Origin of the sequence: Amycolatopsis sp. NPDC051758 (assembly GCF_044453095.1) — a bacterium.
GTDB lineage: Bacteria > Actinomycetota > Actinomycetes > Mycobacteriales > Pseudonocardiaceae > Amycolatopsis.
Map to the genome: position 1 here is coordinate 12272 of NZ_JBITCJ010000026.1, position 18976 is coordinate 31247.

Here is an 18976-nt window from a genome sequence, read left to right on the forward strand (position 1 = left end):
GTGCTGATGGGTGTTCACCGCCAGCCGGACGGGCGCCCCGCCGGTGGCCGTGTCCACGGCGTCGAGAAACCGGCGGGTGCGCGCCGCGGTGGCACAGGTGTCGATCACCAGGACCCCGTCGTCGCCGGCCACCGCGCCGGCGTTGTTGACCCACCAGGTCCCGTCCGGCTGCACCCAGGCGTGGATCCCGGGCAGCAGCTCCTGGAGTTCCGCCGCGTCCGCGGTGGGCGAAGGAGCGGAGTTCGTCACGGTCGGGCGCATGGCAATCCTCGGGATTCGGGTGAGTCGGCAGTGGTCGGGGTCGCCGTGTCAGACCGGCGGAGCGACGAAGACGCCGTGGTCGACGTCGTTCTGCATCTCCTTGCCGACCATCTCGTTCATGGGGTTGGCCGTGCCCCACTGGTCGGAGTTCTCGGGCTGGGTGATGTCGTAGATGTGCGGGTGCCAGGTGTCCTCGTCCAGCTCCTCGAGTTCGGTGGTGTACTCCACCGTGTTGCCGTTCGGGTCGAGGAAGTAGGTGAAGGTGTTGTCGCCCGCCATGTGCCGCCCGGGGCCCCAGATCTTGCGGGCACCCGAGCGCATCACCCGGCCGGAGCCGCGCATGTACTCGTCGATGCCGCGCATCTCGAAGGAGATGTGCTGCAGGGAGGTGTGCGGACCGCGGGCAATGGCCATGGAGTGGTGCTGGCTGCTGATCCGCATGAAGTGCATGAGCTCGCCCATGTGCGGAATGCTGAGCGTGTCGGACAGCCGGAAGCCGAGATGCCGCTCGTACCAGGCGCGGGTGGCGCTGGGGTCGGTGGAGTTGAGGACGACGTGGGAGAGCCGGACGGGGATGGATTCCTTCTCCTCGACACGACGGTGCCGGCGTGCCTCGACGTCGGAGGAGACCTCGATGGTGCGGCCGTCGATGTCGAAGAAGCGGAAGCCGTAGCCGCCGCCCGGGGTGTCGAGTTTGCCGGGCTGGCCGATCAACTGCATCCCGCCTGCGAGGAGCTGTTCGGCAAGCGTGTCCACGTCGGCGGGGTTCGCGGCGCCGTAGGAGATGAGGTCGAGCCGCTTCTCCTGTGCCTTGCGGAGCCGGACGATGTACTGCTCGGGGGAGCCCTCGGCGGCGAGGAAGGAGATGCCCGAGTCTTCGGCGACCTTGGTCAGGCCCCAGACGCCGGCGTAGAACTCGAGCTGCTTGTCGTAGTCCGGCACGGCCAGGTCGACGTGCCGCAGGTGGGTGAGCAGACGCGCGTCCATGGTGGAGGTTCTCCTCTGTGCGTTCGGATGGTTCAGGCAAGGCGCAGCAGTGCTGCGGCGTTGCTGCCGCGCACGGCGTGGAAGTGAGAATCGGGGAGGTCCTTGACGGCGCGCAGCGCGCCGAGCGGGTCGTCGGTGCCCATGTCGAAGGGGAAGTCGGAGCCGAGCAGCACCCGGTCGGGACCGGCCACCCGGATCAGTTCGCGCAGGACGTGCGGGTCGTGGACGAGGGAGTCGAAGTACAGCCGCTCGAGGTAGCTGCTGGGCGGGTGCGCACAGCGGCGGGCGTCGGGGCGGGCCCGCCAGGCGTGGTCGGAGCGGCCGATGTGGGTGGGCAGGTAGCCGCCGCCGTGGGCAGCGATGATGCGAAGCCCTGGATGGTCGTCCAGGACGCCGGAGAAGATGAGGTGGGAGAGCGCGACGGCGTTCTCGGTGGGCTGGCCGACGGTGTTGGACAGGTACCAGCGGTCGAGGCGTTCGTCGAGCGTGCAGCCGAAGGGGTGCAGGAAGAGAATCACCCCCGTTTCCTCGGCATGCTTCCAGAACGGTTCGTAGGCGGGGTCCGACAGCTCGCGCCCCGGCGCGTGGCTGGAGATCTCGACACCGCGCAGGCCCAGGCCGAGGGCGTGGTCGAGGGCTTCGACGGCGTGCTCCGGGTGCTGGAGCGGGACGAGGCCGAGGCCGAGCAGTCTTTCCGGGGCGTGCGCTACGTGCGCGGCGGTGCCCGTGTTGGCCTCTTCCCAGACCGTGCGGGCCAGTGTCTCCTCGGCCCAGTAGTGGTAGTGCGACGGGGAGGGCGAGACCAGCTGGACGTCGATCCCGGAGGCGTCCATCGCGGCGAGCCGGGCCTCGACGTCGGTCAGTTTGGGGACGCGGTCGCGGAACATCGGGCCGCTGACGGCGAGCGCCTCGGGGCCGTTGCGGCGCGCGTCGAGAGCTCGGGCGGCGGCCAGCGCGGGATGCCCCGCGACGGTGTCCTCGACCTGCGGGAGCAAGACGTGCGCGTGCACGTCGATCGTGGGCGTGCTGCCGAGCGGGCTCACGGGGCCTCCATGATGACGGACATCGTGTGGCCGATCAGGCCGGGCATGCCGGCGTTCCCGGCGCCGTCCAGCTGCCACTGACCGAGCTGCACCGAGGCCTCGACCACCGTGCGGACACGGTGGATCCGGCGTTCGTGGAAGCCGGTCAGCAGGGCGTCCAAGGAGCTCCAGTCCTGCCGGTCGCTCAGCATTTCGGCCAGCACGGAGGCGTCTTCCAGCGACATGGCCGCGCCCTGGGCGAGCGTGGGGGGACAGGCGTGGGCGGCGTCGCCGATCAGGACGACCCGGCCGCGGTGCCAGGGGCCCTCGACGAGCAGCCGGTGGAACCACGTGTAGTTGACCTTCGCCGGGTCGGTGATGCTCGCGGCGATCTCCCGCCAGACGCCGCCGTAGCCCGCGGCCAGCCGACGCATTTCCTCCGCGTAGGAGTCGGGGTCGATGGCGCTGCGGTCGCGGTTGGCCTCCACGAGGTAGGCGTACATGGTGTTCTGGCTGGTGGGGCAGTAACCGGCGATGTAGCAAGAGCCGCCGTAGACCAGGGCGGAGTGCTCCACGCCCTCGGGGCGGTGCGTGGCGACGCGCCAGATGGCCATGCCGGTCGGTTCGGGCTTGTCGCCGATGCCGATCATGGCGCGGGTGGCGGAGTTGAGTCCGTCGGCGGCGATGACGAGGTCGTAGCGTCCCTCGGTGCCGTCGCTGAGGCGGACGGTGACGCCGTCCTCGTCCTGGAGCAGTTCGCTCGCGGTGGTGCCGAGGCGGACGCTCGCGCCGCCGGCGCGGACGGCCTCGCACAGGATCTTCTGAAGCTGTGCCCGCTGCATGCCGGCGGTCGCGGGCAGATCCTCGCCACCCGTGCGGGCGTCCTCGTGGACGAAGAGCATCGTCCCGTCGGGCGCGGCCAGGCCGATGGCGTTGAAGGGATAACCGGCCTCCTGGACCTCGTCCCATACGCCCAGTTCGCGCAGGACGCGCAGCGCGTTGCCCTGCAGGGTGATGCCGGAGCCGAGGACGTTCCAGTCGGGTTGGGCCTCGATCAGGTCCACGGTGATGCCGGCCCGCCGGAGCAGGATGGTCACGGCGTTGCCGGACGCGCCACCGCCGATGACGAGGACGGTGCGAGGACGGGGATCTGTCATGGGGTCTCCTGTGCGGGGCAGCGAGGCGCTACTTGGCGGCGGTGGGGGTGACCGGCGAGGCGACACAGCGGGTGCGCTGGGCGCCGAGCCCGGTGATCGAGCCGTCCATCACGTCGCCGTCGCGCAGCAGCCGGCCCCAGTGGATGCCGTTCCCGGCCGGGCTGCCGGTCAGCACCAGGTCGCCGGGAAGCAGTCGGGCCGTCTGGGAGATGTACGAGACGATCCGCGCCACGTCGAAGATCATGTCCTTCGTGGACTCGTTCTGCATGGTCTTCCCGTTGAGCTTGAGGGTGACCTGCAGGTCGGACGGGTCGGCGACGGAGCTTGCCGGGACGATCCACGGGCCCAGCGGGGTGAAACCGGGGGCGTTCTTGCTGCGCAGCCAGTCGGTACCGATGGGGGGCATGTCCCGGCGGAAGACGGTCGCGCGGTCGGTGAGGTCATTGGCGATGGTGTAGCCGGCGACGTGGTCCAGGGCCTCCTCCACGGTGACCTGGTAGGCGGGGCGGGAGATCACCGCGGCCAGTTCCAGTTCCCAGTCGGGCTTTTCCGCCCAAGCGGGGAGCACCACGTCGTCGTAGGGACCGCAGATCGAGGCAGGCAGGCCAATGAAGACGTACGGGAGGTCCTCGGCGGCCCGCTTGTCCATGATCGCCGCGATCTCGGCGCGGGCCTCCTCGACGGTGCGCGGGTCGTCCGGGGCGCGCTGCGCGACCCCCAGATCGATCACGTGCTGCCGGTAGTTGGCGCCCGACTGGAAGATCTGCCGGGGCTCGAGGGGCGCGTGCACGGCCAAGCCCGCCAGCGGCCGCCAGTCGCCCGCCGGATCCGCCACGAGGGAGTGCAGGAGTGGCAGCTGCTCGTCCCAGCGCTCCAAGAGCACCAGCGTGGTCAGCGTGGGCTCGCCCAGTGCTGTGGACAGGTCGAGGACCCGGCCGTCCCGCGCCACGAGACCGGGGAACCTGGGCCCATCCGGAGCCGAAAGGGTGCCGATGGCGAACGGGCCGGAGAAGGGGGCCGACGCGGCTGTGGATGTCACGGAGCTGTCCTCCCGATTGCGATGCCCCCAATCTGGCCCGTAAGGTGTGATCTGGCAAATCGATTCCTTGGATGGCCTCAATCCAGGGCGCAAATACTTCTACGTTCCGACTCCGCACTGGGATGCTTCGTGAATCTGGCCAGCCTGGACCTCAACCTCGTCGTTGCCCTGCGCGCTCTGCTGGAGGAGCGCAACGTCACCAAGGCGGGCCGGCGCATCGGGCTCAGCCAGCCCGCCATGAGCGCTGCCCTGGCCCGGCTGCGACGTCATTTCGACGACGACCTGCTCGCACGGGCCGGAACACGCTACGAACTGACCGCCCTCGGCCTGGCTCTCCTCGACCGCACCGCCACCGCCTGCGACCTGCTGGAGCGCGTCTTCGCCAGCCAGGCCGACTTCGACCCGGCACGCGAGGAGCACGAGTTCACCCTGATCGCCTCCGACTACGCGGTGGCCGTCTACGGCGCCGAACTCGCCCGCACCATCCATGCCGAGGCGCCCGGCATCCGGCTCCGGTTCAAGCAGGCGCCGACGGAAAACATCGACGACGCCGGGGAGTTGCTGAGTACCGTCGACGGGCTGCTGATGCCCCACGGCATCATTCGCGGCTTCCCCACGGTCGATCTCTATCGGGACAGCTGGGTCTACGTCGTTGCCGACGACAACCCCGACGTCGGCGAGCAGCTCACCCTCGACGACCTGGCCCGGCTGCCGTGGGTGACCTACCAGCGCACCTACGACGCGCCCGCCGCTCGCCAGATCGGTTTGCTCGGAATCGAACCACGCGTGGAGGTCTCCGTGGACAGCTTCCAGCTGATGCCTCAGCTGGTCGCAGGTACCCGCCGGGTGGCCCTCGTCCAGAGACGGCTCGCCGAGCGGCTGGCCGGGTTCGTCCCGGTCCGCGTGGTGGAACCGCCCTACGACGCAGTGCCACTCCAGGAAGCCCTGTGGTGGCACCCGGTGCACACACACGACGCGGCGCACATCTGGCTGCGTGAGACGGCGGCCAGGATCGGCGAGGCTGTCGATGTCGAGCGGCCCGTGATCTCCGGGCCGCCGATTTGAGCGCGCGTCCGGATTGTGTGTAGTGACCTCGGAGGCCGCTCGACCCTCGTCACGGCGACCTTCATGTCCAGGCGAAGGGAATTTGTCCGATGTGGACGTTCGTCGGCTTGACAATGCTTACTATGGTGGATGTAGCCGGTGACCGAGCGCGGTAGTTTCCGTCCGGCCGGGGCGGCGCCAGTCTCGGCTCCTTTCCGCTGAAGTCTTGTCTTGAGAAAACAAAGGTGAACGAAATGACCCAGATCGATTCCTTCGTCAACACCGGTGATTCCCTCCGGCCGCTGGAGATGGTGACGCGAGTGGCTCCGGTGACCTGCTTCGAGGCTGCTTTCCACGGCGTCATCGCCGCCATGCTCATCAACCATGTCGTCGAGAGGGGCGTCAACTGGTGGCAGCAGGGCCACCAGCACCAGGGTGGTGGCCACTTCGCCGGCAGCTCTGAATCGGGCGTCACGGCTGCGCCGTCCGGCATGTCGGGTGACGGTCTGGTCGAGCTGCTTGCACAGCGGTTCTGACGGCTCGCTTTCCACGACGATGGGGTCCGGTGCTGCACCGGGTCCTCGGTTCACCGGGTGCACCCCGCAGGTGCCCTGCCCGGGCTGGGTGGCCGTGGCTCCGCTGAACGAGAGTTACCTGAGTCCCCTTATGAAGATCGTTTCCGGGCCTTCGCGAACTTTTTCCCGGCCTTGGTGCCCCCGTCGACCAGGATGTCCACCCCGGTCAGATAGCCGGGTGCTTCGCTTGCGCAGAACGCGAGAACGGCCGCGACCTCCTCGGGCTTGCCGAATCGCTTGATCGCTGCCGACTTCACCAGGTCACCGGCGCCGTGGTTCTCCTCCAGGCGTCCCATCGCGGTGTCGAAGCTCCCCGGCGAGACCGAAACGACCCGCGCTCCCCGCTCGCCGAACTCGGCCGCGAGGTAACGGCTGTACCAGTGGACGAAGTTCTTGCTGATGGCGTAGGCCAGTCCGGGCTTCAGCTTGGGGCCGGCGAACTTCGCGCGACCGACGATCGCCTTCTCGAAGTCGTCGGGTCGTTGTTCGGCGAGGCGGAAAGAGCGGAGCGGGACGAGGACCCTGGGAATGCTGTGTCCGGCGGTTGAGGCCACATTGACGAGTGCGTCACCGTTCGCGGCCCGTGCGAGGAATGCTCGCGCGATGTTGACGGTGCCGGTTGCGTTGATGCGGGCGATACGTTCGGCCGTGCCCATGTGCGGACTGACCCCCGCGGCGTGGACTACCGTGCGAACGTGACTTCCTTCCGGCTCCGCGCGCTGGAACAGTTGCTCGACGGATGCCTTGTCGGTGATGTCGCAAACCACGCCGATCGCTTCGATTCCGGCCGTCGCCAGCTCGTGCACCGCATCATCGAGGCGGGTCCGGTCGAGGTCTGCCAGCACGATCCGGTGGTCGTGACCCATGAGCCTTGCCGTGGCCAGCCCCATGCCGCCGGTCCCGCCGGTGATGATCGCAGTCGGGTGTGTAGTCGGCATGGTGATCCTTGTCGTCGAGATCGGAGTCGGAGATCAAGTGCATCCTCGTCCATCCTCGGCATCGCCGACCACTCGGCCGGGGCAGAGGTACCCGATCCGGTCGTGCCATTTGTCATCGAGCGCTTTGTCAGCGCACCACGATGGCGCGTCCGGGACAGTTGACCGCGGCGGAGCCGAGCTTGCCTGCGTGGCCCGGGGCAGCGTCACGCCCGCAGATCCGGCCGTCATCGGGGTCGATGACATCCCCATGGCGAAGTCGGCTACGACAAGAAGACCATGGCCACCGGCCTTCTCGCGCCGGCGCACTTTCCCGGACACGAACGAGCCGACATCGCCAGCGGCTCACCGCGCTGCCCCGGCCCGAGCGGCCGGCCACCATGTGGTGGCGGGCGTTCAACCAGCTCCGCGGGCTGCCGGAGCAGCTGTGCGCACGCGTACGGCGGTCCAGCTCGTGGCGGAGCCGGCCCGTGATCCGGGCCGGCTCCGCGATCCGGATCACCGGCCGGGCGACAGCGACGGCGTCGTTCCGCCACCCGTTGGCCCTCGTCGGCGTGCCGGGTGGACTCGGACGGGGTCTGGGTGAAACCGCGCTCTTGCGCAACCTCCGAAGCTCCCGTCCGAACCGGTCCAGCTCGGCTCCGGCTGCCCGGCGCACACCATGGTTGCCCGCCTCAGCAGCCGATGCGGCTCATGCCGCGCGGAAGACGTAAGTGGTGATGCTCTGTGCCGGCAGGTTCAGCGACGCGGTGGCGCCGGACACCGTGGGCAGCCCGACAGCGACCAGGTTCTCACTGGCGCTGGTGCGGTACGCGCCGCTCGCCGTGACGCCGCCGGACGGGAGCTGCACGCTCACGGCTTGGGCGCTCTTGTTCAGGTTGTTGACGACGAGCGTCCAGTTACCGCCCAGGAACGTGGCCGTGACCTGCACTCCGCTCGGTGCACCCGTCACGGGATGCCGCACGGATCCCGGCCGGACGAACTTGCTGTACTGGCCGAGTGTGTAGAACCGCTTGGTCAGGTAGAGATTCTGGTTGCCGTTGCTCGCGTACTTCGGGTCGAAGTAGATCAGCCCGTCGTTGTAGCCCACGCTGTTGATGGTCGTCGCGCACGACGCGCTACCAGCCGGGTCGCAGCCCATCACCTTGGACAGCGCGGTCCACCAGTGGAAGGCCGAGTCGTTGGAGACCGCGAAGTCCCGGTAGATCATGCTGGCCATGCCGAGGCCACCGGTGATGGTGGGGTCGTACTGGGCGCCGTAGACCGGGCTGGTGGGGTTGTTCCAGCAGCAGAGCTCGGTGGCCCAGGTGGCCTTGCCGTACTTCTTGGCCATCGCCGGGATCTTCGCGAGCGTCGCGTCGCTCGGGAAGTCGTACGTGTGGTGGGCGAGAGCCGACACGTACTGCGCGGTGCCGGGCTGGCCGATCCACTGGGGTACCTCGGAGAGGAACTTGTCGACGTGGTCGGACTCGTCGGCGATGATGCGCGTGTCCGGGGCCCGGGACGCCAGGGTCTGTCCCACCGCACGCACGATGTCGTCGCGCTGGCCGGATGCGACGTGCATGCCCTCCTGGTTGCAGGCGGAGAACGACACTCGCGGTTCGTTCATCGGGCTGATGTAGTTGATCTTCACGCCCTCGGCGCGGAAGTGGGTGACGATATCGGCCAGGTAGCCGGCGTACGCCTGGGTCGAGCCCGATTTCAGGTCTCCGCCGCAGGCCTTGCCGTTGCTTGTCCACACCGCCGGCGCGCTGTTGACGAACCCGACGATGTCCGGCACTCCGTACTGGGCGGCGTAACGCAGGAAGGTTGTCCCGCCGGGGTCTCGGTTCCAGTCGTAGCGGCCCGGTGAAACCAGGAACGTCTGCGGCGCCCGGTCACCGGCCGCCACGCCGGTTCCGCCGCCGCCGATGTTGAACCGGTACGCGGACAACTGGATTCCGCCGGGGCCGAACAGCAGGTCTGCCACCCGCTGCTGGGTGGCCGGGGCGAAGCGGGCCAGATCGTTGACCCACCAGGCACCCGACGCCCCGATGTTCTGGATCGTCTGGGCAGCCGCCGAGGAGACCTGGACGACGGCCGCGGCACCGATGCCCGTGGCAGCCGCATGGGGGAGCGCGATCGTGCCGGCGAGGATGCCCGACGCGAGCGCGACGGATCTGAACCACGATCGGGGTGTGGTGGCCATGTGACTCGTTGTTCCTTTCTGTCCTGCCCGTATCGCTACCGGACGCCTGTCACGACACCGGTGGCCGCACTTCAGTAGCGCAGGGCGGCCAGGTTGACCGCGTTCGCCATGGCCTGGTAGCCGCGGTCGCCCGGGTGCAGGTGGTCGCCGCTGTCGTAGGCGGGGGGGATGCGGGTGGTCTCGCCGGGGTCGCGGATCGCCGCGTCGAAGTCGATCACGCCGTCGAAGGCGCCGCTGGTCCTGATCCACTTGTTGACGGCTTGGCGGATGCTTTCACGTCCTGCGGTGTAGCCGCTGAAGTGTCCGAACGGCGTGATGGTGCCGCCGTAGACGGCGACTCCCGTGTTGTGGGCCTTGGTGATCAACGTCTGGTAGGCGTCGGTCAGCTGCTTGGCCGTCAGGGAGCTGCTGTTGGTGATGTCGTTGATTCCTTCGAGGAGGATGACGTCCCTGACGTTCGGTTGGCCGAGCGCGTCGTGGGCGAAGCGGTCGAGTGCCCTGTCGCCGTAGGTGTTTCCCGCGTTGGTGAGCACCCGGTTGCCGCCGATTCCGGCGTTGACGACGCAGAGCCGGGGGCCGCCGGACACCGCAGCGAGGCGGCGGGCCAGGTAGTCCGGATAGCGCCGGTTGGTCCCCTTCGACGACTTCGCTCCATCGGTGATGGAGTCACCGAAGGCCACCAGCGTGCCCGTTGCGGTCGTGCTGGTCACTTCGAGGCCGGACAGGAAGTGCCAGGAGCTTTTCGTCGAGGGATACCGGCTGGTGCCGTCGTCCGCGGCGTGGTCTCCGGTGGTCGAGACGTAGGTCGTGTCGGCCGAGCTGGGGTGCCAGGTCGACGCGCCGGTCGTTCCCGGGACGTACACGCTGGCCAACAGGTTCTGATTGGTGCTCACGGTCATGGACACGGGGTCGCTGACCTGTTCCTGGCCGGGTGGGATGGTCGCCGTGGCCGAGCCGGCGAAAGTCACCCGGTGGTGCGTGCCGGTCGTCGCGGTGCCTCCGGTGGACTGCGCGGCGAGATCAACGTGGCCGATGGTGAGTGCGGTGGTGCCGTGCAGGTTCGACAGACGCAGCCGGGTGCCGTCCCGCCGGCCGACACGTGCACCACTTGCCGGATGGTCTGGTTGGTGAATCCGGGGCCTCCCGCGTTGACTCCGGGTCCCCAGCTGCCCACTGTGGTCGTGGCCACCGGTGCCGCGACCGCGGTGGCGGCCGTGCTCGCCGTGACGAGAGCCGCCGAGATGGCCACGGCCAGCAGGTGGAGCGTGCGGTGACGGCTCACGCTGGTCGTGGGGCCGTTTTCGTGCAGGGTGGTCACGGGCGCTCCTTTCGTCTGCGAAGGAACTCGAAGGGCGAGGGCGGCTCAGCCCCAGCGTTGCAGGAGCCGGTCGTACTCGGCCTGGGTGATCGGCAGGACAGTGCCGTGACGCGGCTTGCCGGGCATGGCGTAGCCGGAGACGGGCGACCATTGCCGGGTGTTCAGGTCGGTGGTCGTGAACGGGAGGTAGCCCCTGCCCCCGTACTCGTCGATGAACAGGTACCAGCGCTCTTCGGTATTCGACTTGAAGATCAGCGGCCCCTCGCCCTGACTGATCGCTCCGCGCCCGAGGCACTCGGCGACGAACGAGTAGGTGTGAGCGAGGATCGCTGCCGACTTCTCCGCGAGGACGAACTTGCCGCAGGTGGACTGCGAGGCGCTCCGCTCGTCCTTGGTGAAGCGGTAGTATGTGCTATTGTGCTTGATGAGTGTCGAGTCGATCGTCGAGTAGCCCTTGTCGACCCAGACCTGCGGGGCGCTGAAGGTGCGGAAGTCGGACGTCGTGGCGTACATCATCCGGTTGTAGGTGGTGCCGGTGTGGCGGGGATCGTTGGTGGCGTACAGCTTCGACGCACAGAACACGACGTACTGGCCGAGTCCTTCGTCGTAGTAGGCCTCCGGGGCCCACGTGTTGCCCGCTGTGTCCGGTGAGACGCGTGTCAGGCGAGGCGCGCTCCAGGTCACCAGGTCGGCCGACTCCCGGACCACAATGGACTTGCTGCCCGTCCGCTGGACCTGGTCCCAGTTGCCGTTGCCGTACATCCGCAGGTCGGTGGCGATCTGGTAGAACCTGTCACCCTGCGGTGACCGGATGACGAACGGGTCGCGCACGCCGCGGGTCCCGACGGTCGAGGTCAGCACCGGCTTCCCGCCGTTGAGCTGCCGCCACCGGGTCGGGTCGTTGCCCTGGCTGAGCCCGAAGTAGACCTGTTCGCCGGTGGAGGAGTTCTCGCCCGTGAAGTAGGTGAACAGATAGCCGGCGTACGTCGGGGCCGGTGCCGCGTCCGCCGGCGGTCCGGCGGCCAGCGCGGCGAGGCCGCCGGCGAGCAGTGCGCCGACGAGAGCGATCACGGTGCGGCGGCGGCGCGGACGTCGCGATGAGACCGGAACGGGGGAATGCTGTGTCATCGAACCCGTCCAATGTGGTTACGTGGTCGGATGCGGCGGGCCCGCTGTGCTGGGCCACCGGGGTGGGGGTGGCCCAGCACAGCGGGTGGGTTACCCCAGTTGGGCTTCCCATTTGATCTTGGTGCCGGACGCGTCGGCCGCAAGGCGATCCCGTGCGGCGGTGTCGCCGTACATGGTCCAGCGGGCCCAGTCGACGACGGTCTTGGGGAAGCGCTGGTCGCTCCAGAAGCTGGTGTGGCTGCCGCCGACGAAGGTGAGGAACGCCTTGGGCCACTTGATCTCGTTGTAGGCCTGTCGGGCTGAGGAGTAGGCGCAGGTGGTGTCTTTGTCGCCGTGGACGAACAGGGTCTTGGCGGTGACCGAGGCGGCGGGGTTGCCCATGTCCACGCAGGACTGGGGGTTGGCGGAGACGATCCGGCTGTCGGGCCAGGAGGTCAGCAGGCCGTGGGTGACCATGCCGCCGAGGGAGTGGCCGGAGACACCGACGCCGATGGTGGTGTTGATGTGTCCGGCCAGGGGTCCACTGGTGTTGAGGGCGAGGGTGTTGGTGAGGATCTGGGAGACGTCCTTGGAGGTGTTGCCGTTGTTGACGTCGCCGAAGTTGTGGTTGAAGTGCGGGGCGGGGACGACGAAGCCTGCGGCGGCCAGGGCCTTGATGATGAACAGGGAGTTCTGGGGGCTGCTGCCGTAGCCGTGGGTGAAGTTGTAGACGGGGAAGACGCCGGCCGCGGTGGGGGCGTTCGTCACCGGGTTGCCGCCGGCGGTGCCGGTGGCGGGGTAGTAGACGTAGGTGGTGCAGGGGCGGCTGCCGCGTTTCCAGTCGTACCGGCGCACGCCGACCGCGAACGGCGTGGCTGGCGCCGTGCCCAGCGGTCCGAGGGCGGCCAGTGCCGGTCCTGCGCCGAGCAGGGCCAGGCCTGCGCCCGCCGCGCCGACGGCGGTCATGCTGAGGAATTTCCGTCGTTGCATGGTCATGGATGGCTCCTGGGGTGTGGGGTGGGATAGGCGTCAAACCACTGACTACTTGAGGTAGCCCGCGAGGCCGATCTTCTGGTCGCGCAGCGCCTTCGCCACGACGCGCGCGATCTGGTCCGCGCCCGCGGCTTCGAAGTGGGTGTGGTCGTTGCAGAAGAATGCGCCCACGGCGCCTTTGCTGTAGTCGCCGTTGTTGGGACACAGCTTGAGCGTGTTGTAGAGGGTGTAGCTCAGCTTGTGCAGGTCGATCACGGGCGCTCCGGTGGCGGTGCCCGCTGCCGTTGTGGGGGAGAGGAATCCCCGGTTTCCGACCGCTGTGCTTCCGCTGCAGGTGATGGCCGCGACCGGGGTCAGCAGGACCGGGTGGGCACCTCGGCTCTTCGCCGCGTCGACCATCGTGGTGAGCAGGCTCTGGTAGCGGGCTGGGCCGACGTGTCGTGGGCAGTTCGGGTCGCCGTCGTTGATGCCGAACTGGATGAACAGGTAGTCGCCTGGTTGCATCCCTTTCGCGGGATCGAGCATGTCCAGCCAGCGTTGGGTGTAGGTGTTCGGGCTCACCACGCATTCACCGGCGGAGTTCTTGGTGCGGGTCACGTTCGATTCGTAGAGCCAGGTTTGGATACTGCGGCCCGACACGGCTTTGTTGACCACGGTCACCTGGTCGTTGAACAGCGGGTCGAACTTGTTGCCCCAGCCGACCGGGCAGGAGGACTTCGGATCCGCCATGGTCGAGTCACCGGCGAGCCACACCTTGACCGTGGCCGCTGCCGTCGCGTTCGACTCCGCCGGGCGGGCCGCGCAACTCGGTGCGGCAGTTTCGTGGAGCGAAGCGCTTGCCGGAACGGCGCCCGTGAACATCGGCGCCGCCAGCACTGTCGCGATCGTGAGAACGAGTTTTCGCAAGGCGGTCTCCTTCTGGCGGTCAGCGCAGGAACGCGGCGGCGGGCAGCTGAGCCTCGGCCATGCCCTGGGTGACGAGACCGGCCATGACCGTTCCGCCGTATTCGGAGAAGTGGGCGTAGTCCTGGACGCCGTCGTGCTGGACGGTCAGGTACAGCGGCCAGGAAGCGCTTTCTCCGAGTCTCTCGAGCAGGGCCTGGCTGCGCGCGGTGAGGTCGATCAGCGGCACGTGCAGCTTGCCGGCGAGGTCGCGGATCACCGCGGGCAGGTCGACGCCGAGGTTGTTGACGATCAGCCCGGTGGGCGTGAGCTTCCCGTCCGGACCGAACTGGTGCCGCACCGGCGGGGTGACCAGGACCGGCAACCCGCCGCGCTGGCGGACGCCGTCGACGAGCTTGCCCAGGTTGGCCTGGAACGTGCTTTCGGGGGTGGTTTTGTCGTTGTGCGCCAGCTGGATCAGCACTTCGTCGCCGGGCTGGATCAACGGCTTCACAGTGGCGAACAGCCGCGGGTTGCTCAACCAGCTCCCGGTGCTCTCCCCGGAGTCCGCGTAGTTGGCGACCACGATCCCCGGTCGCAGCAGCTGGGGCAGTTCCTGCGCCCAGCCCCGCTTCGGGCCCTTGAGCCAGTCCGAGGCGGTGGAGTCGCTCACCACGAACAGCCGCGGCCGGCGCACCGGTGCCACGGACACGTTCACCGCGGCCGGACGGCTCCCGGTGAGATGGACCTGCAAGCCGGGCGTCCCCGTTCCCTCCTCGCCGGTGGGCATGCTTTCCGGGCTGCGCACGTTCACCGTCAGCACCTCCCGGCGGAACTCCCCGGCGCGGGTGCTCACGGGCGCGAGCATGGTGCGGCGGGCCTCCACCTGGACACCGGTCTGCGCGGCCTGGGTCGCGCTGCCCTTGGTCAAAGTGACCTCGTAGTCGCCGGGCGCCACGGTGAAGGAATAGTCGACGGCGGCCGCCGTGGCGGCGCCGGCCCCGCCCTCGGTCACGACGAGCCCGGCGACGAGCAGCACGGCGACTCGTGACGTGAGCCGCACCAGGCTCACCGGAAGCCGTCCATGATGGCGGTGGGCTTGCGGGTGGCGGAGTCCCAGGCGACGTTGGCGTAGCCGGTGAACGGCGAGTACCCCTCCGGCTCCCAGTAGAAGAGTCCCTGCCCGCCGGTGCTTTTGAGCGTGCTGAGGTAGGCCACCAGCGAAGCCTTGGTGGACGAAACCTTGCTCACCGGGCCGCCGAACTCGCTCTGCAGGAACGGTTTCCCGTACTGGTCGGAGATTTTCTTCATGTTCGCCACGATGCCGGAGGCCAGATTGGCGCTGCCGTAGGAGGAGAAGACCGACATGTCCCACTTGCCGCCGTTTCCGGCGTAGCGGCTGAAGAAGGTCTGCATCGAGTCCCACTTCTGGGGCTGGGCGAGGTGGATGCACACGGTGGTGCTCGGTGACACCTGCTTGACCTGGTTGTAGGCGGCGTTGAGCAGGCCGGTCATCTGGGCTCCGTTGGAGACGCTGCCGACGGGGCGGCAGATGCCGCTGTTGATCTCGTTGCCGATCTGCACCCAGGTGGGCAGGACGTCGTTGCTCTTCATGACGTTCATGGTCTGGCTGACGTAGGAGTTCATGGCGCTGAGCATTTGGCTGTAGCTCATGTTCTTCCACGCCGCGGGCGGGTTCTGCACGCCGACGGAGTTCCAGGTGTCGCCGAACATGTAGTCCAGCATGATGGACATGCCCGCGGCCTTGACCCGCTTGGCCAGCGCGGTGACTTCGGTGATGCTGCAGTGGCCGTCGGTGGCGCTGCCCGAGGGATTGACGAAGGTGCGCAGTCGGATCGCGTTGATGCCGTAGCCCTTGAGGATGGTCAGCAGGTCCTGGGTCTGCCCGCTGGAGTTCTTCCAGGTGTAGCCGTGGGCTTCCATTTGTGGTGCCCAGCTGATGTCGGCGCCTTTGAAGAAGGCGGCCGCGGCGGGCTGCGCCGGGAACACGGCGGCCATCGCCTGCGTCGCGGCACCTGCGCCCAGCGCGAGCGCGCCCACGCCCGCAGCGGCGCCCAGTAGCACACTGCGGCGTCCCAGCGGAGGCGAAACGATTTCCGGCCTTTCGTTCATGGGGAACTCCGTTTCGTGCATGGTCATCCGATCTCCCTTGATCGACGACGAAGGCCGCGGAGCCAGGCTGGGAGCGTACACAACCGACTACGTGCGGTTCTGGTGAAGATGGAACCTCAAGTTGGGGGCTGCCGCAAGACTTGCGGACGAAATCCTGTGAACGTACACAGTCGCCGGGGGCGAACCTGTCGATTCGATCTGGGTTCGACACTGTTTCGTCGAATTCTTCCGGATGATCGAACGATCGAATTCCGGCGTGACCGTGACAGGGCTTTCAGGCCTTGCGGCGTTCTGTGTTGTGCGGTTCCATTTCCAGGGAATCATGCGGCGCCGCGCCGCCCTGTGGAAGGGGATACTCCCGTGATCGCCAAGCCGCCGGGCCATCCGGATGACGACGCGTTCGTGCCATCCCGCCGGTCGTTCCTGCGGGGGCTGGCCGCGGTGGGTGCGTTGCCGCTGACCCCGGCCTTGCCCGCCGCCGAGCCGGCCGCTGCCGCGGGTGATGGCTTTCCCCTGGTTGCGGGCGGTGTCGCCGCCGATGTGTTCGTGGACGCGGCCGACGACGTGGCCGTCCGCCGCGTGGCGGGAGACCTGCAGGCGGACATCGAGCGCGTCAGTGGTGTGCTTCCCATCCTGACGAACCGCACTGCCGGGCTGTCCCGCACGGCGGTGCTGATCGGCACGATCGGCCACAGCCCGGTCATCGACAAGCTCGTCGCGTCCGGCCGCCTCGACGTCTCCGATGTTGCCGGGCGCTGGGAAGCGTCGGTGACCCAGGTCGTCGAGGCGCCGATCGCCGGGGTCGACCGCGCGCTGGTCATCGCCGGCAGCGACCGGCGCGGCACCGTCTACGGCGTTTACGACCTGTCCGAGCGCATCGGTGTCTCGCCGTGGTACTGGTGGGCCGACGTGCCGATCCCGCACCGCGACACCGTGACCCTGCCTCTGGCCACGGAGAAGCGGCGTGAGCCGGCGATCCGGTACCGCGGCATCTTCCTCAACGACGAGGACAACCTGTCGCAGTGGGCGTATCGGACGGAAGAGCCCGGCAAGCACATCGGGCCGGTGACCTACACCCGGATCTTCGAGCTGATGTTGCGGCTCAAGGCGAACTACCTGTGGCCGGCCATGCACCCCGAATCGGACCACTTCAACAAGTACCCGGACAACCCGCGCCTGGCGGACGAGTACGGCGTCGTCGTCGGGTCCAGCCACCCGGAGGCGTTGCTGCGCAACAACGTGTACGAGTGGCAGCCGTGGGCGCAGGCGCACCGCAACGCGGACGGCAGCCTCCCGGAGTACGACTTCACGGTCAACCCGGAGACGATCCTGGACTACTGGCGCGCGCGGGCGAAAGCCAACGCCCGGTACGAAAGCGTGTGGACGGTCGGCATGCGCGGCATCCACGATTCGGGCCTGGTCACCAAGAACGCCAAGACCACGGCCGAGCGGGTCGCGGTGATGAACGACATCATCACCCAGCAGCGCCGGATCCTGGCCGAAGAGGTCGCCCCGGCGGCCGGTGCCGTGCCGCAGATCTTCATCCCGTACAAGGAGGTGCTCGACCTCTACAACGCCGGGGTGCGGGTGCCCGAGGACGTGACGCTGATCTGGCCGGACGACAACCACGGGAACATGCGGCAGCTGCCCACGGCGGCCGAGCGGCAGCGCTCCGGCGGCAACGGCCTGTACTACCACATCTCCTACTGGGGAGCACCGAAGAGCTACCTGTGGCTGGACACCACGGCGCCGGCCAAGATCTGGCAGGAGCTGCGCCGGGCGTACGACAACGGGGTCCGCCACACCTGGATCGTCAACGTGGGCGACCTGAAGTCGCAGGAGACCGGGCTGTCGCTCGCGATGGAGCTCGCCTGGGACATCGACCGGTGGCGCGCGGAGGACGCGCAACCCCAGCTGGCCGAGTGGGCCGGTCGCCAGTTCGGCGCCGCGCACGCCCGGGAGATCGCCGAGATCCGGCAGGGCTACTACGAGCTGGCCGCGGCGCTGCGCCCCGAGTTCATCCAGAGCGGCGTCTTCTCCCTCGTCCACCACGGCGACGAGGCGGATCGGCGGATGACGGCGTACCGGAGCCTGATCGACCGCGCCGAGGCCGTTGGCCGGCAGCTGCCGCCGTCCTATCAGGACGCTTTCTTCGAGCTGCTGCTGTATCCGCTGACCGGCGCGTACCTGATGAACCTGAAGTTCGTGTGCGCCGACCGCAACGCGCTCGCCGTCAAGCAGGGCCGCGGGGCCGGGGTGAACGTCTTCGCCGACCTGGCCGAGCGGGCCCAGGCCGACGAGGAGGCGCTGACCCGCCGCTACAACACCACGATCGCCGGGGGCAAGTGGAAAGAGATCATCAACCCGTACCCGGCCAACGTCCCCAAGGCCCCAAGGGTGCCCGCCGTGACCAGACGCACGCCGACGAGTGCCGTGGGTCTCGGGGTGGCCGCCGAGGGCAACGAAACCGGCGTCGCCCGGCCCCTGACGTTCTCCTCGTACACCCGAACCACGCGCTTCATCGACATCTTCAACACCGGGTTCGCCCCCCTGTCCTGGCAAGCGTCCCCCAGCCACCCCTGGGTGCAGGTCAGCACCAGGGCAGGGACCACCCCCGACCAGGCGCGGATCTGGGTCAGCGTCGACTGGGCCGCGGCCCCGCCGGGCGTCAGCAGCCCACAGGTGCGCATCACCGGCGCGGGCGCAACCGTGACCGTGCCGCTGCAGGTCGCCAACGACGGCGAGCAGGGCCGGGCGGCGGCGATCGGGTTCGTCGAGGCACACGGCTACGTGTCGATCGAAGCCGAGCACTACGACCGGCTGGTGCCGCGGTCCGGGGCGACCTGGCAGACGGTGCCCGGCCTCGGCCGCTCCGGCGCCGCCGTCATCGGCGCGCCGTTCACCACGGCACGCCTTGACGGCGACAGCCGCACCGTGGCGCCCGAGCTCCAGTACAACGTCCGCTTCGCCACGGCCGGCACCTTCCCGGTCACCGTGTACCGGCTGCCCTCCCTGGACGCACGCGGCACCCGCCGGCTCGCCATCGGCCTCGATTCCGGCACCCCGATCCTCCTCAAGGGAACGGGAGTCACCTCCGCCACCGCCGCGTGGTCGCGCAACGTGGTCGAGGGCATCGAGAAACTGACCACGAGCATCACCGTGGACCGGCCGGGCGAGCACGTCCTCAAGCTGTGGATGGTCGACCCGGCGAACGCCGTCGACCAGATCGTCATCGACACCGCCGGGCTGCCGGCCACCTACCTCGCCCCACCGGAAAGCTTCCACCCCACCTTCAACCCGAACCCCGGGCAGTGAAGGCGAGGGTGCGAGCCTGA

Annotated in this window: 16 protein-coding genes and 1 pseudogene; 3 read left to right on the top strand and 14 right to left on the bottom strand. The window is 68.6% G+C overall.

From position 1 onward, the window contains the following. The 5 genes and pseudogenes from ACIA5G_RS52585 to ACIA5G_RS52605 form a co-directional block, all read right to left on the bottom strand. Positions 1–261, bottom strand: a pseudogene (locus ACIA5G_RS52585) (hypothetical protein); the annotation flags it as partial. A gap of 48 nt (positions 262–309) precedes the next feature. Continuing rightward, positions 310–1248, bottom strand: coding sequence for a VOC family protein (locus ACIA5G_RS52590; RefSeq protein WP_395937893.1), 939 nt, complete (start codon positions 1246–1248; stop codon positions 310–312). Between the two features lie 32 nt (positions 1249–1280). Next, the gene (locus tag ACIA5G_RS52595; protein WP_395937895.1) at positions 1281–2291 is read right to left on the bottom strand and encodes an amidohydrolase family protein; all 1011 of its coding nucleotides are present in this window, start codon (positions 2289–2291) and stop codon (positions 1281–1283) included. After that, on the bottom strand, positions 2288–3427 hold the full coding sequence (locus ACIA5G_RS52600; RefSeq protein ID WP_395937897.1) for an FAD-dependent oxidoreductase: 1140 nt from the start codon (positions 3425–3427) through the stop codon (positions 2288–2290). Before ACIA5G_RS52600 ends, ACIA5G_RS52595 begins: the two co-directional genes overlap by 4 nt. A gap of 28 nt (positions 3428–3455) precedes the next feature. Beyond that, positions 3456–4466, bottom strand: a complete 1011-nt coding sequence (locus tag ACIA5G_RS52605; RefSeq protein ID WP_395937899.1) for a fumarylacetoacetate hydrolase family protein — start codon at positions 4464–4466, stop codon at positions 3456–3458. A 129-nt stretch (positions 4467–4595) separates the two neighbouring features. Here ACIA5G_RS52605 and ACIA5G_RS52610 point away from each other — a divergent pair, with 129 nt between their 5' ends. Together ACIA5G_RS52610 and ACIA5G_RS52615 are read left to right on the top strand one after the other, a co-directional pair. Next, on the top strand, positions 4596–5531 hold the full coding sequence (locus ACIA5G_RS52610) for a LysR family transcriptional regulator (protein ID WP_395937901.1): 936 nt from the start codon (positions 4596–4598) through the stop codon (positions 5529–5531). 233 nt (positions 5532–5764) lie between these two features. Further along, positions 5765–6046: a hypothetical protein gene (locus tag ACIA5G_RS52615; protein WP_395937903.1), complete on the top strand. Its 282-nt coding sequence runs from the start codon at positions 5765–5767 to the stop codon at positions 6044–6046. Between the two features lie 128 nt (positions 6047–6174). Here the strand turns inward: ACIA5G_RS52615 and ACIA5G_RS52620 are convergent, their stop codons facing one another. The 9 genes from ACIA5G_RS52620 to ACIA5G_RS52660 all read right to left on the bottom strand — a co-directional run bounded on the left by ACIA5G_RS52620 (position 6175) and on the right by ACIA5G_RS52660 (position 15641). After that, positions 6175–7023, bottom strand: a complete 849-nt coding sequence (locus tag ACIA5G_RS52620) for an SDR family NAD(P)-dependent oxidoreductase (RefSeq protein ID WP_395937905.1) — start codon at positions 7021–7023, stop codon at positions 6175–6177. Between the two features lie 688 nt (positions 7024–7711). Next, positions 7712–9208: a glycoside hydrolase gene (locus tag ACIA5G_RS52625; RefSeq protein ID WP_395937907.1), complete on the bottom strand. Its 1497-nt coding sequence runs from the start codon at positions 9206–9208 to the stop codon at positions 7712–7714. Between the two features lie 71 nt (positions 9209–9279). Beyond that, on the bottom strand, positions 9280–10107 hold the full coding sequence (locus ACIA5G_RS52630; RefSeq protein ID WP_395937909.1) for an SGNH/GDSL hydrolase family protein: 828 nt from the start codon (positions 10105–10107) through the stop codon (positions 9280–9282). Between the two features lie 65 nt (positions 10108–10172). Then, a complete protein-coding gene (locus ACIA5G_RS52635; protein WP_395937911.1) occupies positions 10173–10526 on the bottom strand; it encodes a hypothetical protein in 354 nt (117 codons plus the stop codon). A gap of 45 nt (positions 10527–10571) precedes the next feature. Next, positions 10572–11597, bottom strand: a complete 1026-nt coding sequence (locus ACIA5G_RS52640) for a glycoside hydrolase family 43 protein (protein ID WP_395937913.1) — start codon at positions 11595–11597, stop codon at positions 10572–10574. A gap of 147 nt (positions 11598–11744) precedes the next feature. Next, positions 11745–12629: an alpha/beta hydrolase family protein gene (locus tag ACIA5G_RS52645; protein WP_395937915.1), complete on the bottom strand. Its 885-nt coding sequence runs from the start codon at positions 12627–12629 to the stop codon at positions 11745–11747. Between the two features lie 45 nt (positions 12630–12674). Then, on the bottom strand, positions 12675–13532 hold the full coding sequence (locus ACIA5G_RS52650) for a GDSL-type esterase/lipase family protein (protein WP_395937917.1): 858 nt from the start codon (positions 13530–13532) through the stop codon (positions 12675–12677). 19 nt (positions 13533–13551) lie between these two features. Beyond that, positions 13552–14580 (bottom strand): rhamnogalacturonan acetylesterase, encoded by a 1029-nt coding sequence (locus ACIA5G_RS52655; RefSeq protein ID WP_395937919.1) that lies wholly within the window; start codon positions 14578–14580, stop codon positions 13552–13554. Beyond that, complete coding sequence (locus ACIA5G_RS52660; RefSeq protein ID WP_395937921.1) at positions 14577–15641, bottom strand: glycosyl hydrolase 53 family protein; 1065 nt, start codon at positions 15639–15641, stop codon at positions 14577–14579. Before ACIA5G_RS52660 ends, ACIA5G_RS52655 begins: the two co-directional genes overlap by 4 nt. Positions 15642–16001: 360 nt before the next feature. Between ACIA5G_RS52660 and ACIA5G_RS52665 the strand changes: the two genes are divergently transcribed. Beyond that, positions 16002–18956 carry a glycosyl hydrolase 115 family protein gene (locus tag ACIA5G_RS52665; RefSeq protein ID WP_395937923.1) on the top strand — a complete coding sequence of 985 codons (2955 nt, stop codon included), beginning with the start codon at positions 16002–16004 and terminating at the stop codon, positions 18954–18956. Positions 18957–18976 lie beyond the last annotated feature (20 nt).

Excerpts from the sequence above, each read along its gene's own strand:
- ACIA5G_RS52600 (WP_395937897.1), bottom strand. The coding sequence starts at position 3,427 with ATGACAGATCCCCGTCCTCGCACCGTCCTCGTCATCGGCGGTGGCGCG.
- ACIA5G_RS52615 (WP_395937903.1), top strand. The coding sequence starts at position 5,765 with ATGACCCAGATCGATTCCTTCGTCAACACCGGTGATTCCCTCCGGCCG.
- ACIA5G_RS52625 (WP_395937907.1), bottom strand. The coding sequence starts at position 9,208 with ATGGCCACCACACCCCGATCGTGGTTCAGATCCGTCGCGCTCGCGTCG.
- ACIA5G_RS52660 (WP_395937921.1), bottom strand. The coding sequence starts at position 15,641 with ATGAACGAAAGGCCGGAAATCGTTTCGCCTCCGCTGGGACGCCGCAGT.
- ACIA5G_RS52645 (WP_395937915.1), bottom strand. The coding sequence starts at position 12,629 with ATGACCATGCAACGACGGAAATTCCTCAGCATGACCGCCGTCGGCGCG.
- ACIA5G_RS52620 (WP_395937905.1), bottom strand. The coding sequence starts at position 7,023 with ATGCCGACTACACACCCGACTGCGATCATCACCGGCGGGACCGGCGGC.
- ACIA5G_RS52590 (WP_395937893.1), bottom strand. The coding sequence starts at position 1,248 with ATGGACGCGCGTCTGCTCACCCACCTGCGGCACGTCGACCTGGCCGTG.
- ACIA5G_RS52630 (WP_395937909.1), bottom strand. The coding sequence starts at position 10,107 with ATGACCGTGAGCACCAATCAGAACCTGTTGGCCAGCGTGTACGTCCCG.